At 67.7% G+C, this 15,238-nt stretch carries 11 protein-coding genes; 9 read left to right on the top strand and 2 right to left on the bottom strand.

The features are described 5' to 3' along the window. Positions 1-31: 31 nt before the first annotated feature. From ACYP5B_RS42970 to ACYP5B_RS42930, 9 genes are all read left to right on the top strand, one after another. Positions 32-1,336, top strand: a complete 1,305-nt coding sequence (locus ACYP5B_RS42970; RefSeq protein WP_459573656.1) for a WcaI family glycosyltransferase — start codon at positions 32-34, stop codon at positions 1,334-1,336. A gap of 81 nt (positions 1,337-1,417) precedes the next feature. Beyond that, positions 1,418-2,656, top strand: a complete 1,239-nt coding sequence (locus ACYP5B_RS42965; RefSeq protein WP_459573655.1) for an acyltransferase family protein — start codon at positions 1,418-1,420, stop codon at positions 2,654-2,656. A 13-nt stretch (positions 2,657-2,669) separates the two neighbouring features. Then, complete coding sequence (locus ACYP5B_RS42960; protein WP_459573654.1) at positions 2,670-4,184, top strand: hypothetical protein; 1,515 nt, start codon at positions 2,670-2,672, stop codon at positions 4,182-4,184. Next, a complete protein-coding gene (locus tag ACYP5B_RS42955) occupies positions 4,181-5,389 on the top strand; it encodes a glycosyltransferase (RefSeq protein ID WP_459573653.1) in 1,209 nt (402 codons plus the stop codon). Before ACYP5B_RS42960 ends, ACYP5B_RS42955 begins: the two co-directional genes overlap by 4 nt. Positions 5,390-5,530: 141 nt before the next feature. After that, positions 5,531-7,273 (top strand): FAD-dependent oxidoreductase, encoded by a 1,743-nt coding sequence (locus ACYP5B_RS42950; protein WP_459573652.1) that lies wholly within the window; start codon positions 5,531-5,533, stop codon positions 7,271-7,273. Between the two features lie 176 nt (positions 7,274-7,449). Then, the gene (locus ACYP5B_RS42945) at positions 7,450-8,607 is read left to right on the top strand and encodes a polysaccharide biosynthesis/export family protein (protein ID WP_318234446.1); all 1,158 of its coding nucleotides are present in this window, start codon (positions 7,450-7,452) and stop codon (positions 8,605-8,607) included. Positions 8,608-8,665: 58 nt separating this feature from the next. Then, positions 8,666-9,451, top strand: a complete 786-nt coding sequence (locus ACYP5B_RS42940; RefSeq protein WP_400092920.1) for a Crp/Fnr family transcriptional regulator — start codon at positions 8,666-8,668, stop codon at positions 9,449-9,451. 39 nt (positions 9,452-9,490) lie between these two features. Continuing rightward, positions 9,491-11,956 carry a polysaccharide biosynthesis tyrosine autokinase gene (locus tag ACYP5B_RS42935; RefSeq protein WP_459573651.1) on the top strand — a complete coding sequence of 822 codons (2,466 nt, stop codon included), beginning with the start codon at positions 9,491-9,493 and terminating at the stop codon, positions 11,954-11,956. Between the two features lie 120 nt (positions 11,957-12,076). Beyond that, a complete protein-coding gene (locus tag ACYP5B_RS42930) occupies positions 12,077-13,018 on the top strand; it encodes a LysR substrate-binding domain-containing protein (RefSeq protein ID WP_459573650.1) in 942 nt (313 codons plus the stop codon). Positions 13,019-13,033: 15 nt separating this feature from the next. On the opposite strand, the gene ACYP5B_RS42925 is transcribed toward ACYP5B_RS42930, so the two are convergent. Beyond that, positions 13,034-13,894: a transglutaminase-like domain-containing protein gene (locus tag ACYP5B_RS42925; protein ID WP_318234450.1), complete on the bottom strand. Its 861-nt coding sequence runs from the start codon at positions 13,892-13,894 to the stop codon at positions 13,034-13,036. 315 nt (positions 13,895-14,209) lie between these two features. Beyond that, positions 14,210-14,935, bottom strand: coding sequence for a response regulator (locus tag ACYP5B_RS42920; protein WP_400092915.1), 726 nt, complete (start codon positions 14,933-14,935; stop codon positions 14,210-14,212). Positions 14,936-15,238: the final 303 nt, after the last annotated feature.

Below are 15,238 nucleotides of genomic sequence, written 5' to 3'. Positions count from 1 at the left end.
GACAGACGCAGAACCGAATGGAGAGTGTTTCGTGAGAATCCTGATCTGCGGACAGAACTATGCGCCGGAGCTGACCGGAATCGGCAAGTACACCGCCGAGATGGCCGAAGCGCTGGCTGCCAGCGGGCATGAGGTCCGCGTGGTCTGCGCGCCGCCTTACTACCCTGGCTGGCGCGTGGGCGAAGGATATTCCGGGTGGCGCTACACCCGCGAGCTGCGCGGCGGCGTCCAGGTGCACCGCGCGCCGTTGTGGGTGCCCGCGCGCCCGTCCGGCGCCACGCGGCTGCTGCACCTCGCCAGCTTCGCGCTAGGCGCGCTGCCGTCCTTGCTCAAGCAGATGCTGTGGCGCCCGGACGCCGTGATGGCGATCGCGCCCAGCCTGATGAGCGTGCCCGCGACCTGGATGGTTGCGCGCATGGCCGGCGCTAAAACCTGGCTCCACGTGCAGGACTACGAAGTCGATGCCGCCTTCGCGCTGGGCATGCTCAAAGGCGCCCGGCTGCGGCGCGCAGCACTTGCCATGGAACGCTTCCTGATGCGCCGCTTCGACGTCGTGTCCACCATCTCGGAGAAGATGGCCGAGCATGCGGTGCGCAAGGGCGTAGCCAGCACGCGCGTGTTCCGCCTGCCCAACTGGGTGGACACCAGCGCTATCTACCCGCTGGAGCGGCCCAGCACCTATCGCGAGGAGCTGGGCATCCCGCCGGACCAGAAGGTGGTGCTCTATGCGGGCAACATGGGCCAGAAGCAGGGCCTGGAAATCCTGGTGTGCGCAGTTGCCGCCCTGGCCGGCAATGCCGGCATCACCTTTGTCTTCTGCGGCAACGGCCCGGCCAGGGCCATGCTGGAAACTCACTGCGCCGGGCTGGACAACTGCCGCTTCCTGCCGCTGCAACCCGTCGACCGGCTCAACGAGCTGTTGAACCTGGCGGACATCCACGTGCTGCCGCAACGCGGCGATGCGGCCGACCTGGTCATGCCCTCCAAGCTCACCGGCATGTTTGCCAGCGGCCGCGCCATCGTCGCCATGGCGCTGCCGGGGACCGAGTTGTTTGCGGCGGTATCGCCGCGCGGGGTAACGGTGCCCCCGGACGACGTCGAGGCCCTGGCGGGCGCCATCAAGCGGCTCGCGGCATCGCCCGCGCTGCGTGCGGAGCTGGGGGCCGCGGCACGCGCCTACGCCGAGGCCACGCTGTCCGCCGCCGCCGTGCTGTCCCGCTTCGACGCCAGGCTACGCGCCTTGTGCGACGAAGGCGCGGTGCGGCCCGCGGCGGGGGAGTCTCGCGTTACGGAGGAGTTGCCTCCCAACGTGTTGCAGCCGGAGAAGGCGGAGTAGATGGCGATCGCGAAGGCAATCACAAGAGAAAAAGGCAAGAGCAGAGCCAAGAAGCAAAAACAAGGACAGGGGAGGTGGGGAATGCCAGCGACACAACAAAGAGCGGCGCCATTGCAAGGCAGCGCGGCAGCGCGGCCTGCCGGCACGGCGACGGCCAGCCACACCGCGGGGACATTGCCGGCGCTCACCAGCATCCGCTTCCTGGCGGCCTTGACCGTCGTGCTCTGCCACTTCACCGAGATCGGCGTGCTTGACGGCCCGACGTGGTTCCTGCAGCTGGCGGACGGCGGGCGCCCGGCCGTCTCGCTGTTCTTCGTGCTGTCCGGCTTCGTGCTGACCTTCACCTACCGGGACAAGATCGGCCTGCCGGGCGGCGCTGCCGCGTTCTACGCCGCGCGCTTCGCCAGGATCTACCCGGTGCTGGTGCTCTCGCTGTTGTTGTCGCTGCCGGTGACGGCGTGGCTCTTGCACACGGGCGACAGCGAGCTGCTGCGCGAGTGGTATGGGCTCAAGGGTTCGTACTACGTGATGCTGGCAGCGAGCCTCGCGGCCCAGTTGCTGGCGCTGACCGCGTGGCTGCCGTTCTCTGCGCTCAACCAGCCCTGGAACGGGCCGGCCTGGAGCATCTCCTGCGAGGCCTTCTTCTACGCCTTGTTCCCGCTGCTGATACGCCGGCTCGACAAGCGTGGCGGCGGCGCCCTGGCGCTGCTGTGCCTGGCGCTGTGGCTGGTGCAAGGCGCGTGGATCGCGCTGCTGCAGGCGGCGCTGCCGCCGTCCAGGCATGGCTTCCTGGTGGCGCAGTTTCCGCTGACCCACCTCTTCGAGTTCGTGCTTGGCGTCTGCGCGGGCATTGCCTACGCGCGGCTGCGCGGCGCCGGCGGCAGCCGGCATGCGCTTGGCATGGGCCTGGTGGCCCTTGGGGTCTGCGCGGTCGGCACGCTGGCGGTGCTGCGCCCGCTCAGTCCCGCTTTCTACCTGCAGGCGCCGTTCTTTGGCGCGCTGATCCTCGGCCTCGCCTTGCTGGAGCGGCCGGTGGCAGGCGTGCTGCACCGGCGCTGGCTGGTGTCGCTTGGCGAGGCCAGCTTCGCGCTCTACCTGATTCACGTACCGCTGGCGCGCATGGCTTACCTGGCCGGCTGGCGCCAGCAGGCAGGCTGGCTGGCGGTGGCGTTGGCCATCTTGCTGAGCCTGGCCATCTACCGCTATGTCGAGGAACCGATGCGCCGGCAGTTGCGGTGGCGGCTGGCGCGAGCGCGCGTGGCGCTTCCCGCATCGGCGGCCCAGGCACCGGCCACGCCGGTGCAAGCCTCCAACGGATGAAGGAGGGCCCGCCATGCGCAACCGCTTCGCGACCATCTGGATATGGCTGATGCTATGCCCGCTGGCAGTGGATTTCAAAAGCGTCGATGAAAATGGCAGCCGCCTGACGCAGATCCTGCTGACCCTGCCGGTGATCGCAGCGGGCATAGCCCTGGCCTTGATCGCGCCGCGCTTTGTCACGCGCACCCGGCTGAGCTCGGTGGTCATGGCCGCGTTGCTGCTGACCGTGCCGGGCAGCATCGTCCCGCAGCTGATCCAGGGCAACGATTTTGGCAACTACCTGCGCGTGTTGTTGCCGTTCATGCTGTTCCTGATCGGCTACCTGGCCGCGCGCCATCCGTGGCCGCAAGAGCGCCTGAGGCAGTTCGAGTCGGCGATGTTCGCCGCCATGGTGACGTCGCTGCTGTTCAGCTTTGCCTACGGCATGGCGGTTGGCGGCGGCCTGGAGACGGTGCGCTTTCGCATTGTCTCGGTGGTATTCCTCGCCACGCAGGGCGTGCTGCTGCATGAGTTCGTCATTGCCAGGCGCGTGACCAAGTTTACCGTGCTGCTGTTCATCGGCACCGTGACCATCGAAATGCTCAGCGTCACGCGCAGCTTGCTGGTCGGCACGGCACTGCTGTTCTGCTTTGCCACGTGGTTGAGCGCGGCGTCGCTGCGCCATCTGCTCAAGGCGGTGCTGCGCGCGGTCGTCATCACGACGGTGCTGGTAGGCGGAACCGCGTTGATTGGCTCGGAGCTGTTTCCGAGCGTCGCCGTGCACTGGACCCAGCGGATTGCGGCGGGCAAGGCAACCGCTTCCGGCATCGACCCGACGACCGCCACCCGGCTCGCCGAGCTCAAGGACCAGTATGACCAGGTCACGTCGAACACGACGTCGCTCGTGATCGGCAAAGGCTACGGGCATTTCTATCGCTATTCGCCCGCTTACCTGAAGGCACTTTCCGGACAGATGAGCGAGAAGGAGTTCTACGCCATCAACGAGTGGACGGCGGGACATAACTTCTGGGTCTACCAGTTGTTCGCGGGCGGCTTGCTGTTTGGCATTGCGTTTCCCGCCATCGTCCTGTTCTCGCTCTATCGCGGCAGCATGGCCTATCGCCACTGGCGGCGCGTGGTGCCGAACGCGCCCAACCTGGCCGTGATGGGCCGCGCCTTGCTGGTCCTGGCGGCGCTGCCGGCCACGTCGATCGGCGGCAATCCGCTGGGCCCGCGCTTCTCCGGCGTGGTGTACGGCGTGGCGCTGGGCCTGCTGGTGGCCACGCATGCGCAGCTGGCCCGCTCGACGGCTGCGAAGCTGGCCGCGCAGGGCGCGGCGGCGGCCGAACGCGCGCGGCAGGCGCAACAGGCAAGACAGGGAAGGCCCAGGCGAGCCCCGCTGGCGGGGGCGCCCGCGCTCAGGCCCGCGTCCTATCCGCCGATGCTGACAGCGACAGCCCACGTGCCGGCTGCGAACGCGGCCGGCGACGACCAGCCCGAGCGCGCGCCCAAGCGTCTCCGATTTTCCCCGCAAGGAGTCGACCGATGAACATCCTTCACTTGCTTTCATCGATCGATCCCAGGCAGGGCGGACCGGTGGAGTGCGTGCGCCAGGGCAGCGCCCAGCTCATCGCGCAGGGCCATCGCGTGGAGGTGCTGTCGCTCGATCCCCCGGATGCGCCCTACCTGGCCGACTTCCCCTTGCCGTTGCATGTGCTGGGGCCCGCGCGCGGCTATTACCACTACTCACCCAGGCTGGTGCCCTGGCTGCGCGAGCATGCGCAGGAGTTCGACGCGGTCATCGTCAACGGCCTGTGGCAATACCATGGCTTTGGCGCATGGCGCGCGCTGCGCAAGCTGCAGGTGCCGTACTACGTCTACCCGCACGGCATGCTCGATCCCTGGTTCAAGCACGCCTACCCGCGCAAGCACCTGAAGAAGTGGCTCTACTGGCCGTGGGCCGAGTACCGCGTGTTGCGCGATGCGCGAGCCGTGTTGTTTACCGCGGAAGAAGAGCGGCGCCTGGCCAGCCAGTCCTTCTGGCTGTACCGCGCCAGGGAATCCGTCGTGAGCCTCGGCACGCAGTCGCCCCCCCCGGAGCATGACGCCGGCGGCGTGGCGTTGCGCGAGCGTTTCCTGGCGGCATACCCGGAGCTGCAAGGCAAGCGCATCGTCCTGTTTCTTGGCCGCGTGCACGAGAAGAAAGGCTGCGACCTGCTGATCGAGGCCTTTGCCCGCGTGGCGGAGCTGGACCCGAAGGCGCACCTCGTGATCGCGGGCCCCGATAGCGCGGGATGGGTACCGCGGCTGCAATCGCAGGCCGAGGCGCGCGGCATCGGCGCACGCGTGAGCTGGCCCGGCATGCTGCGCGGCGAGATGAAGTGGGGCGCGTTCTACGCAAGCGACGTCTTTGCGTTGCCCTCGCACCAGGAGAACTTCGGCATCGCGGTGGCCGAGGCGCTGGGCTGCGCCGTGCCCGCGCTGATCTCCGACAAGGTCAATATCTGGCGCGAGATCGAGCGTGACGGCGCGGGCCTTGCCGCGCCCGACACCGTCGAGGGATGCGAAGCGCTGCTGCGGCGCTGGCTCTCCATGGACGACGCCCAGCGCGCGCAGATGCGCGTCTGCGCCAAGGCAACGTTCAACCGGCGCTTCACCGTGGAAAGCATGGCCCGCGACCTGCTGCACGTGCTGCAGTCCGGCGAGCCGGCGCAGGCCGTGATGGAGCCCGAGTGGTTGGGCCACGATGCCTGATGCACGGTGCGTCTGGCAACGCGCGTGCTTGGCCGCGGTTGGCGCAATGTTGGCGCACGCGAGCGACGGCGTCGTACGAAGATTGAAGCGGGAAGGGTAGTGGCAATCCGTCTTGAAACCGGCGAACAGGGGGAGCAGTAGATGTTTATCGATACCAGAAAGCTCGAAGAAGACTCAGTGGTGCACTCCACCGTCTGCATCATCGGTGCCGGCGTGGCTGGCATCACGCTCGCGCTTGAGATGCAGCGGCTTGGCATCGATGCCTGCTTGCTGGAGAGCGGCGGCTACAAGGCCGATGACGAGACGCGCGACCTCTATCGCGGCGAGAACATCGGGCTTCCCTATACCTTCGCTGATGGCAGCCGCAGCCGCTTTCTCGGCGGCAGCAGCAACTGCTGGGGCGGCTGGTGCCGCCCGCTGGATCCGTGGGACCTGGAAAAGCGCAGCTGGGTGGCGCACAGCGGCTGGCCGTTCGGGCTCGATGAGCTCACCCCATACTACGAGCGCACCCATGCGCTGCTCAAGCTCGGGCCCAACAACTTCGATCCCGCTTACTGGGAGGCTGCGATCCGCCGTCCCGACGTGCGCCGCCTGCCGCTGATCGGCGAGCATATCCGTGACACGATCTCGCAGTTCAGCCCGCCGGCCCGCTTTGGCAAGCTGTACCGCGAGCCGCTGGAGCAGTCGCATCGCGTCAAGGTGTACCTCTACGCCAACGTGGTCGACATCGGGACCAATGCCGATGCCACATCGGTGACCGAGGTCTCGGTCGCCACGCTCAGCGGGCGGCACATCAAGGTGGCGGCACGCTTGTTCGTGCTGGCGACGGGCGGCATCGAAAACGCGCGCCTGCTGCTGGCATCGAACAAGGTGCAGCCCGCCGGCCTGGGCAATGGCGCGGACCTGGTCGGCCGCTATTTCATGGACCATCCGCGGCTGATGTCCGGCAGTGTCCGCTTCAACAAGGGGTGGGCGCGCAACAAGCTCTACGACATCAAGTACCACTACCAGAACGCGGCGGTCAGTGCCAACGGTACCTACGTCTCCTCGCAGTTCGCGCTCAAGCCGGCGGTGCTGGAGCGCGAAGGCCTGCTCAATGCGCGGGTGTGGTTCTTCTCGATGTTCTACGGCGAAGGCAGCAAGGGCGCGGAGGCGCTGTTCCGCACCAAGCAGGCACTGCTGAAGAAGGACCAGCCGGGCCACAGCCTCACCCGCGACCTGCTGACCATGGCCGCGCATCCTGTCGATACCGTGGGCTTCGGGCTGACACGGCTGATGCAGCCCCGCTCGCTGATCACCGACGTCAAGATGCAGGCCATCGTGGAGGCCGATCCCGATCCGGACAGCAGGGTGACGCTGTCCGAACATCGCGACCGGCTCGGCGTGCCGCGGGTGCGCGTGCACTGGCGCGTGGGTAGCCTGGTGCAGCGTACCTTCGACCGCACCTTCGCGTTGCTGGCGCAAGAGCTGCAAAGCAGCGGCGTGGCGCAAGTTACGCTGGATCCACCCGTGGAGGGCCAGCCCTGGCCCGCCGAACTCGAAGGTACCTGGCACCACATGGGCACCACGCGCATGCATGATTCGCCAACAATGGGAGTGGTGGACCGCAATAGCCGCGTCCACGGCATCTCGAATCTCTACGTGGCCGGCAGCTCGGTGTTTCCGACCGTCGGCGCGAATTTCCCCACCATCACCATTGCTGCGCTGGCATTGCGCCTGGGCGGGCACATCGCACGGGAGCTGGGCATGCCGTGCGCGACCTACACCAGCGACGGCACGCCGCAGCGAAAGGCGCCTGCACGCGAGCCGGAGCAAGCCATGACGCTTGCGGGTGCAGGCATGGCGGCTTCCACGCAGGGCTTGATGCCCTTGCGGGAGGAGTGACTTTCGGGGGCCACGCCTGGGTGCAGGCTTGCCTGCGCGACTGTGGCCTATCACACATAAAGACCAGGCTTTGGCGTGAATCTTGCAGCTATCCGGGGGCGGAGCCCCAGATGGATCGTTGCAGGCGGATCGCCCTCTACCGACTTGAATGCGGTTCACGACAAGGAAACGCTGCCATGGCAACCAGGATCTTTCCCGCTCTTGCATTCGTTGCCGTTCTCGGCGGATGTGCGTGGGCGCCGGGTCCGGCGCTCGACTCGAGTCGCCTGCAGGACGACATGGGTGCCAAGACTGGCACGCAAGCCTACCCGGTGCAACTGATCAACTCGGCGGTGATCTCTCGCCAGATTGACGCGGTCGCCACGACCAACAGCCAGGTGACGCCCGCCACGGGCGCGAACCTTGCCGAGAGCATCGCGAAGTACGAGTACCGCATCGGCCCGCAGGACCTGCTGGGCGTCACGGTGCTGTACAACCCGCAGCTGAGTTCCAGCGCGGCGAACATGCAGCCCATCCCGATGGCGCCCGGCGCCGACGGCGCGCAACAGCAGGGGCCGCTGGAGCAGAACGGGTTTCGCGTGGGCGCGAATGGCGAAGTCTACTATCCGCCCGTGGGCATGCTGCGGGTTGGCGGAAAGACCGTGGAGCAGGTGCGCAGCATGATCTCCACGGCACTGTCCAAGGAGATCCGGGACCCCCGGGTCGACGTGCGCGTGGTGTCGTACCGCAACAGCCGGATCGACGTCACCGGGTTGGTAAAGAACCCGGGATCGCTGCAGGTCACCGATGTGCCGCTCTCGATGATCAACGCCATCGCGCGCACGGGAGGCACGCTGCCCGACGCCGACGTGCAGAAGGTCAGGCTGACGCGCGGCGACAAGGTCTACGAGCTGGATCTCGATACGCTGACCGAGCGGCGCAATGGCGTTGGCGATTTCCTCTTGCAGGGCGGCGACGTCGTCAACGTGCCTGACCGGCTCGCCAGCCGGATCTTCGTGATGGGCGAAGTGGTCAAGCCGACCTCGCTGCTGATGAACAAGGGCCGCCTCACGCTGGCCGACGCGCTTGCCGGCGTCAACAGCATCGACATCCGCGCTGCCGACCCGCGCCAGGTATTCGTGATCCGCGGCGTGCGCGAAAGCCCGACCCAGCCGGCCGTGTACCGGCTTGACATGACGCAGGTGGATGCTTTGCTGCTGTCGACGCAGTTCCGCATGGAGCCGCTCGACGTGGTGTATGTGGGTACGTCGGATGCCGTGCGCTTTAACCGGGTGCTCGAGCAGATTACGCCGACCATCCAGACCCTGTTCTTCACCAAGCAACTTGGAAAATAAACCAGGGCTGGTGGGCAGGAAACGTTGGGCAGTTTGGGTCTTGCAGGGGAAACACGTGATGCACAGCCAGCGATTAGCTCCGGACGTCAATCACCTCTTGCGCGGCTTGCCGCGCGGCGACTGGGAGGCCATCTCCAACCACCTCGAACTGGTGCGCCTGCGCCCCGGGCAACTGCTGACCGATTGCGGGCAGCATACCAACCATGTGTATTTCCCGACCACGGCAGTCGTCTCCATGCTGTCCTTCCTGGAGGACGCCACCACCGTCGAGATCGCCACGGTAGGCAACGAGGGCATGGTCGGCATCCCGGTGGTGACGGGTGGCCATGCCATGCCCTATCGGCTGGAGGTGCACACGCCCGGGTTTGGATACCGGCTCGCCGCGAACAAGCTGCGGCAAGAACTGCTGCGCTCGCCGGCAATCCTGCGGCTGACCTTGCTGTACCTGCAGGCATTGCTCACGCAGATCGCGCAGACCGCGGTGTGCAACCGCTATCACTCGCTTAACCAGCAGGTTTGCCGCTGGCTGCTGTTCGCCATTGACCGGCTTTGCTCGAACGAGATCGCCATTACCCAGCAGGTTATCGCCACCAAGCTGGGCGTGCGCCGCGAGGGCGTGACCGAGGCCGCCAGGAAACTGGCGGATCTCGGCTTGATCCACTACAGCCGCGGCCACATCACGGTGATCGACCGGGTCCGGCTGGAGCTGCACGTCTGCGAGTGCTACGGCCTCGTCAGGCGCGAATACGGGCGCCTGCTGTCCAGCGGGGATGGCGGGCTGGCCTTGCCGGAAGGGGTGGGCCAGGCGCGCGCGCTGGCTGTCTGTGCGCATCATGCGCACTGAGCGCATGAAGGGCATGACGTGCATGGGGGGGAGCGGACCGTGATTACCTTTACCGAAATGGGCCTGTCGCCGGCATCCCGGCAACCGGGCTCCCGCGCGCGCTGGGGCGCGCCCCGGGCACTCCTTGACCATGCCGGCTGGATCCTTGCCGCCATGCTGTGCGGCGCGCTGTGCGGCGCGCTTTACGCGTGGTCGCTGCCTGCCGTGTACCAGGCGGATGTACTGGTGCGCCCGGAGCCGGCCAGGCAGCTTGCGCTGAATGGGCAAGGCACGGCCAACCCGGGGCAGCCCGCCGACGAACTGCGCCCGGATGCCCTGACCAGCCGCGCGGTGCTGGCGCCGGTGGTGCGGGAAACCCGGCTCGATATCGTCGCGGCCCCGCGTACGCTGCCCGTGGCCGGCGCGCTATGGGCGCGGTTTGCCGGTGGCGCGCAGGCCGGGCCGCTATCTGCGCCGCTACCCGCGCCGCTGGAGAGCCTGTCCGCCTACGCCTGGGGCGGTGAGCAGATCGGCCTGATCGCGCTCAACGTGCCCGACGCGCTGCTCAACCAGCCACTGACGCTGGTGGCGCTGGGCGATCAGCGCTTTCGCCTGCTGGGCGAGGACGGCGCGTTGCTGCTGACGGGCAAGGTCGGCGATATTGCGCGGGGCAATGGCGTATCGCTCAAGCTGGCGCAGCTCACCGCGCGCGCGGGGACCGAGTTCGTGGTGATGCGCCGCGACGCCGTCACGGCTGTCGACATGCTGGCCCGCGGACTCAAGCTGGAGCCGCAGCGGGGCACGGCCACGGCAATCGGGCCGAATGGCGGGGTGGCCGGTGCGGCCGCTGGTGCAGCCGCCAGCGCCGACGCGGTGCGTATCGTCTGGCGCGACCCCGACCGGGAGCATGCCGCGGCCGTGGTCAATGCCGTGGCGCGCTCGATCGTCGATACGCAGGTCGGCCACCGGCGGGAGCAGGCCGACCAGCAACTGGACTTCGTCTCCAGCGAGCTTCCACGCGTGAAGGCCGAACTGGAGGCGGCCGAGGCGGCCCTGGCCCGGTACCGCGCGCGCGCCGGGTCCTTGCAGCCTTCCCAGGAGTCCCAGTCCTACCTCAGCGGCAGCATCGAGTACCAGCGGCAGATATCGGGGCTGCGGCTCGAGCGTGCGCGCCTGCTGCGCAATTTCATGCCGCAGAGCCAGGAAGTGCGGGCGATCGACGAGCAGATCGAGCAGCTGCGCGGCGACAGGCGCAGCATGGATAGCCGGCGTCAAGGGTTGTCCGAGGCGGAGCGCGAGTCGGGGGCGCTGAGCCGCGACGTGAAGGTGGCCGAGGACATGTACATGTCCTTGCGCAGGCAGGCGCAGCTGCTGGCGCTGGCGCACTCCGACCAGAGCAGCGATGTACGGCTCGTGGACCTTGCGGTGGCACCTACGCTGCCGGTCGGCCCGGATCGCGCGCTGGTGACGGGCTTGGCGGCGCTGCTGGGCCTGTTGGCCGGCACCGGGCTGGCGGCCCGCAAGAGCCGCGCGTCCCGGGGCATGGAGAGCGCTGCCGCGATCGAGGGGAGCCTGGCGCTGCGGATGGTGGGCGAGGTCGTGTTCAGCCCCGAGCAGCTCGAGCTGGAGCGCAGCCGCCTGGTGCTGCCGTGCCCGTTGCGCGCACCGGTCTTGTCCGCGCGCGAGCCGGGCCAGGCGGTACGGCTCGCCTGCGGCACGGACGGCGTGGCGCGGGCGAGCCTGCGCAGCTGCGTGTCCACCGCCTCGGTGCGCGCGAGCGCGGCGCATGAAGACACGGTGCTGCACGACCGGTACCTGCTCGCGCGGCAGTATCCGCATGCCCCGGCCGTGGAGGGGCTGCGCACCTTGCGCGCGTCGCTGCACTTCGCCATGGACGGCGCGGCCAACCACATCGTGGCCATCACCAGCGCTTGCGCGGGCGCGGGCAAGACCTTCGGCGCGGTCAACCTGGCCGTGCTGGCGGCGGAGGCCGGTATGCGCGTGCTGGTGGTCGATGCCGACCTGCGCCGTGCCCGCGTGGCCGGGCAATTCGGCCTGGAGGGCACGCTGGGGCTGGCCGACCTGCTGGGCGGGTCCCTCACGCTGCACGATGCAATCCAGCCCACCGCGGTTGGCGGGCTGTGGCTGCTCGCGGCCGGCACGCGGCCGGCGAATCCATCCGAGCTGCTGATGCTGCCGGCCCTGCGCGAGGTGCTGCTCACCTGCGCTGCGGGCTTTGACCTGGTCCTCGTGGATACGCCCCCCATCCTCGCGGTGGCCGACGCCGCGCTGGTCAGCCGCGTTGCCGGCGCCACGCTGCTGTTCGTGCGTGCCGACAACACGCCGCAGGAGAAGGTGGTGGAAGCGCTCAAGTACCTGGACCGGGCCCACGCCAACGTGATCGGCGGCGTGCTCAATGGCTTGCAGGTGCGCCGGAGCAACCGGGAGCGCTGCGCCGAAACCAGCGACTACCTGCGCGCGAGCGCGCCGGAGGATGGCACGGCGCCGGCCTGGCGCATCGGCTGACCCGCCGTCTTTGACTTTTGTCCGCGTAGCGCTCATGGGCGCCGTCGCGTGCCCGTGTGCCCGCGCGGGCTCGCAGCATGCCCGCCATCCTCTCCACCCTTTTGCGACCAGACCGGCCTCATGAGAAGCACGAACGGCAGGCACTTGCCCGCGCTGTCCCACCTGGTGGCGCTAGAAGCTACCGTCAGGCTAGCCAGCGTGACCGGCGCGGCCGACGAGCTTTGCCTCACGCAGAGCGCGGTCAGCAAGCAGTTGACAGAGCTCGAAGAATACCTCGGCGTGCCCATGCTGACCCGCCGCAAGGGCGCGGTCTTGCCCACCCAGGCAGGCGAGCAATATCTGCGCGCGGTGCGCAAGGTGATTGCCGAACTGGAGGAGGCCACGCTGGAGGTGCTGACGAGCAGGGGCAGCGGCGGCCGGCTCGATCTGCGCGTGCCGGTTTCGCTGGGCAATATCTGGTTGCTGCCGAGGCTGCCGGGGTTTGCCAAGGCCCATCCCCAGATCCAGGTCAACGTTACCGCCAAGGCAGGCACGGTGGATCTGCGCGCGTCTGGCCTGGACGGCGCGATCCAGGTCTGCACAGGCCCGCCCGATGGGCATGCTGGCGTCAAGGTGATGCCGCTGGCCTTGTTTGCGGTGTGCGTGCCCGAACTGCTGGCGCAGGCAGCGTCCGCCCAGGCTGCGCTGGAACACCTGCCGCTGTTGCACCAGGCGGAGGCGCTGGAGGCGTGGGCGGGTTACTTCGGTGTGATCGGCATGGCGGCGCCCAGGGCGCTGCGCGGGCCGCGCTATGCATCGCTGACCATGGGGTTGCAGGCGGCGCTCAGCGGCATGGGGGTCGCCCTTTTGCCCGATTACGTGGCGAGGGAGGACCTGAAGGCGGGGCGGCTGGTGCGGTTGCTGGACGCCACTTATGTCTCGCCCAAGTCCTATTACTTTGTTTGCCTTGAGGACAAGTGGCATAGCCCATTGGTCCGGATCTTTGTTTCCTGGCTGCTGGCGGAGGTGGCGGCGGATACGCCACCCCAGATGCCACCGCCGATGCCTGCACGGAATGCATAGGCCGGCCGCCACGGCTTACCAGGTGCAGATGCCCCAGTCGGTATACAGCGGCATCTCCAGGCCGAGCGCCGCATCGGTCACCGCATGGACCTGCACGAAGGGCCGCTCGGACTCCACTTTGCCGAAGATCGCCGCGAACGGAATCTCGCCCGCATCCCGTCCCGTGCCGATACGCAGCAGGCCGGTGGGAATCGAGGTGCCAGAGGGGTCGACGAGATACCACCTGCCCGACAGGAAGACTTCCACGAAGGCATGGAAATCCGGCGGCCCGAGCGCGGGATCCGCGCCGTAGTCCAGGCTGCTGGAGATGCGCGCGGGAATGCTCAGCGCCCGGCAGATGGCAATCATCAGGTGCGCGAAATCCCGGCACACGCCGGTACGCTCGACGATCGTATCCACGGCCGAGGTGCGCTCATTGGTCGACGTCGACAGGAAACGCACATGGTTGCGTGCCCATTCCCGGATCGCCACGATGCGCGAGTAGCCCCACGGCACCCTGCCGAACTCCCGCAGGGCAAACTCCATCAGCCGGTCGGATTCGCAGTAGCGGCTGGGCGCCAGGTAGGGCAGCACCTCGAATGGCAGTTGCGCGATCGGCACTTCGTGCAAGGTCGAGGGATCGTCGAGGCGGTGGTCGATATCGACCACGGCGTCATAGTGGATCGCCAGGTGCCCTTTCGGGGCGCGCAGGCGGATCAGCCGGTTGCACAGCACGGCATCGGTGTACTGGTCCATGCGCAGCACGGGCGGCACCGTCAGGCGCTCGGAAACGATGCTCTGGCGAGCGGTACGGGCGGCTTCGATGTTGAACAGGAAGTCAGCCTCGGCATCCAGGACCTCGTACGACAGGTCCACCGAGTATCGAAGACGGTTCATTTGATGCCCCCTTGCCCGCGCGGCATGACAGGCGCTAGCTGGATGGATAGTTCGTGACAGGGCTCAACGGATCGCCACGGCAGCCGTCAAGCGCAGACTCGTGCCCGTCCATGGTCGCTGGCACCCGTGGGAAAGTCCAGTGAATCCGTTGAAAGCCCTGCTGGTGTCCCCGATCCCTGCTCGGCCCCATCACGGTGCCCGGCGATAATATCCATACGTCCGTCGCGCAGGCCGACCCGGCCGTCGGGCTGCGATTGTTCAGGGTGCCGAGCCCGATCGGCACCGGACTTGCATCGGCCGTGGCCTGTTCTTCCCCTATTGCGGGCCGCTGTCCCTTGGCGATGCCGCCAGCTTGCCCGCGGCCAGCGTGCGGGGCTGGCCGAGCAGGCCGACGGAGGCGGCGTAGCTGAAGAGATCCAGGTCGCCGCGCAGCCCGAGCTTGCGCATGGCGGACATCTTTTGCGTGCTGATGGTCTTGATGCTGCGCCCGAGGTTGACGGCGATCTGGCTGACGGACATGCCCGACAGGTAAAGCCGGATCACGTCGACCTCGCGCGGGCTGAGCGGCCCGAACCGGGCGCGCACGTCCACGGGCGGGCCGACACTGTCCAGCAGCCGCTGGATTGTCGGCGACAGGTAGCGCACGCCGTCGAGCACCTGCGCCAGGGCGACCGCGATTTGCGAGGCATCGTCTAGCTTGCTGACCACGGACAAGCGTTCGAACCGGACCAGCTTGCCGATCTGCGCGGGGTTGTCCAGCATGGTGACCACCAGGATCGACAGGGCGGGATAGCGGCGCCGCACGAGCTCGATCATGTGCAGGCCGTCACCATGGGCTCCGCCCGGCATCACATAGTCCGTCAGCAGGACGTCGCACGGCTGCCGGCTCAGCGCCGCGAGGATCTCGGTCGAGTTCCTCGCGATGCCAGCGATCTCTATGCCCTCGAACTGCGCCAGCAGGCCCCTCAAGCCCACCAGCATGACGGGATGGTCGTCGGCGATGACGATGTGGGATTTGGCGAGCGAGCGGTTAGCCGGCATGGGCACCGATCCACGACGAATGGCGAAAGTGCATGCATCGCGGGGGCCGCACCATTGGCCCTGGTGACTGGCGCGGGCAAACAGGGGTGACATCGCTCATGGCAGAGTTCCTTGCGCTCTTGAGATGGCGGCGCGGCGCGCCGAGGAAAGTCCTGAATTTGTGACTGCTGACTGTATCGCTGGGAACGCCACGCCGGTTTGAGAAATTTCCTCATTTCGGCGCGCCCGTGCAGGCAGTTTGATTCAGAGCCTTCGTTGCTTGAGGAAAGAATCCCTCCGGCAGACTACGAAAACCCTGCAAAA

It is taken from the genome of Cupriavidus sp. 8B, assembly GCF_054589115.1.
The sequence above is the reverse complement of the archived record's forward strand: the minus strand, read 5'-3'. Positions and strand labels throughout refer to the sequence as shown.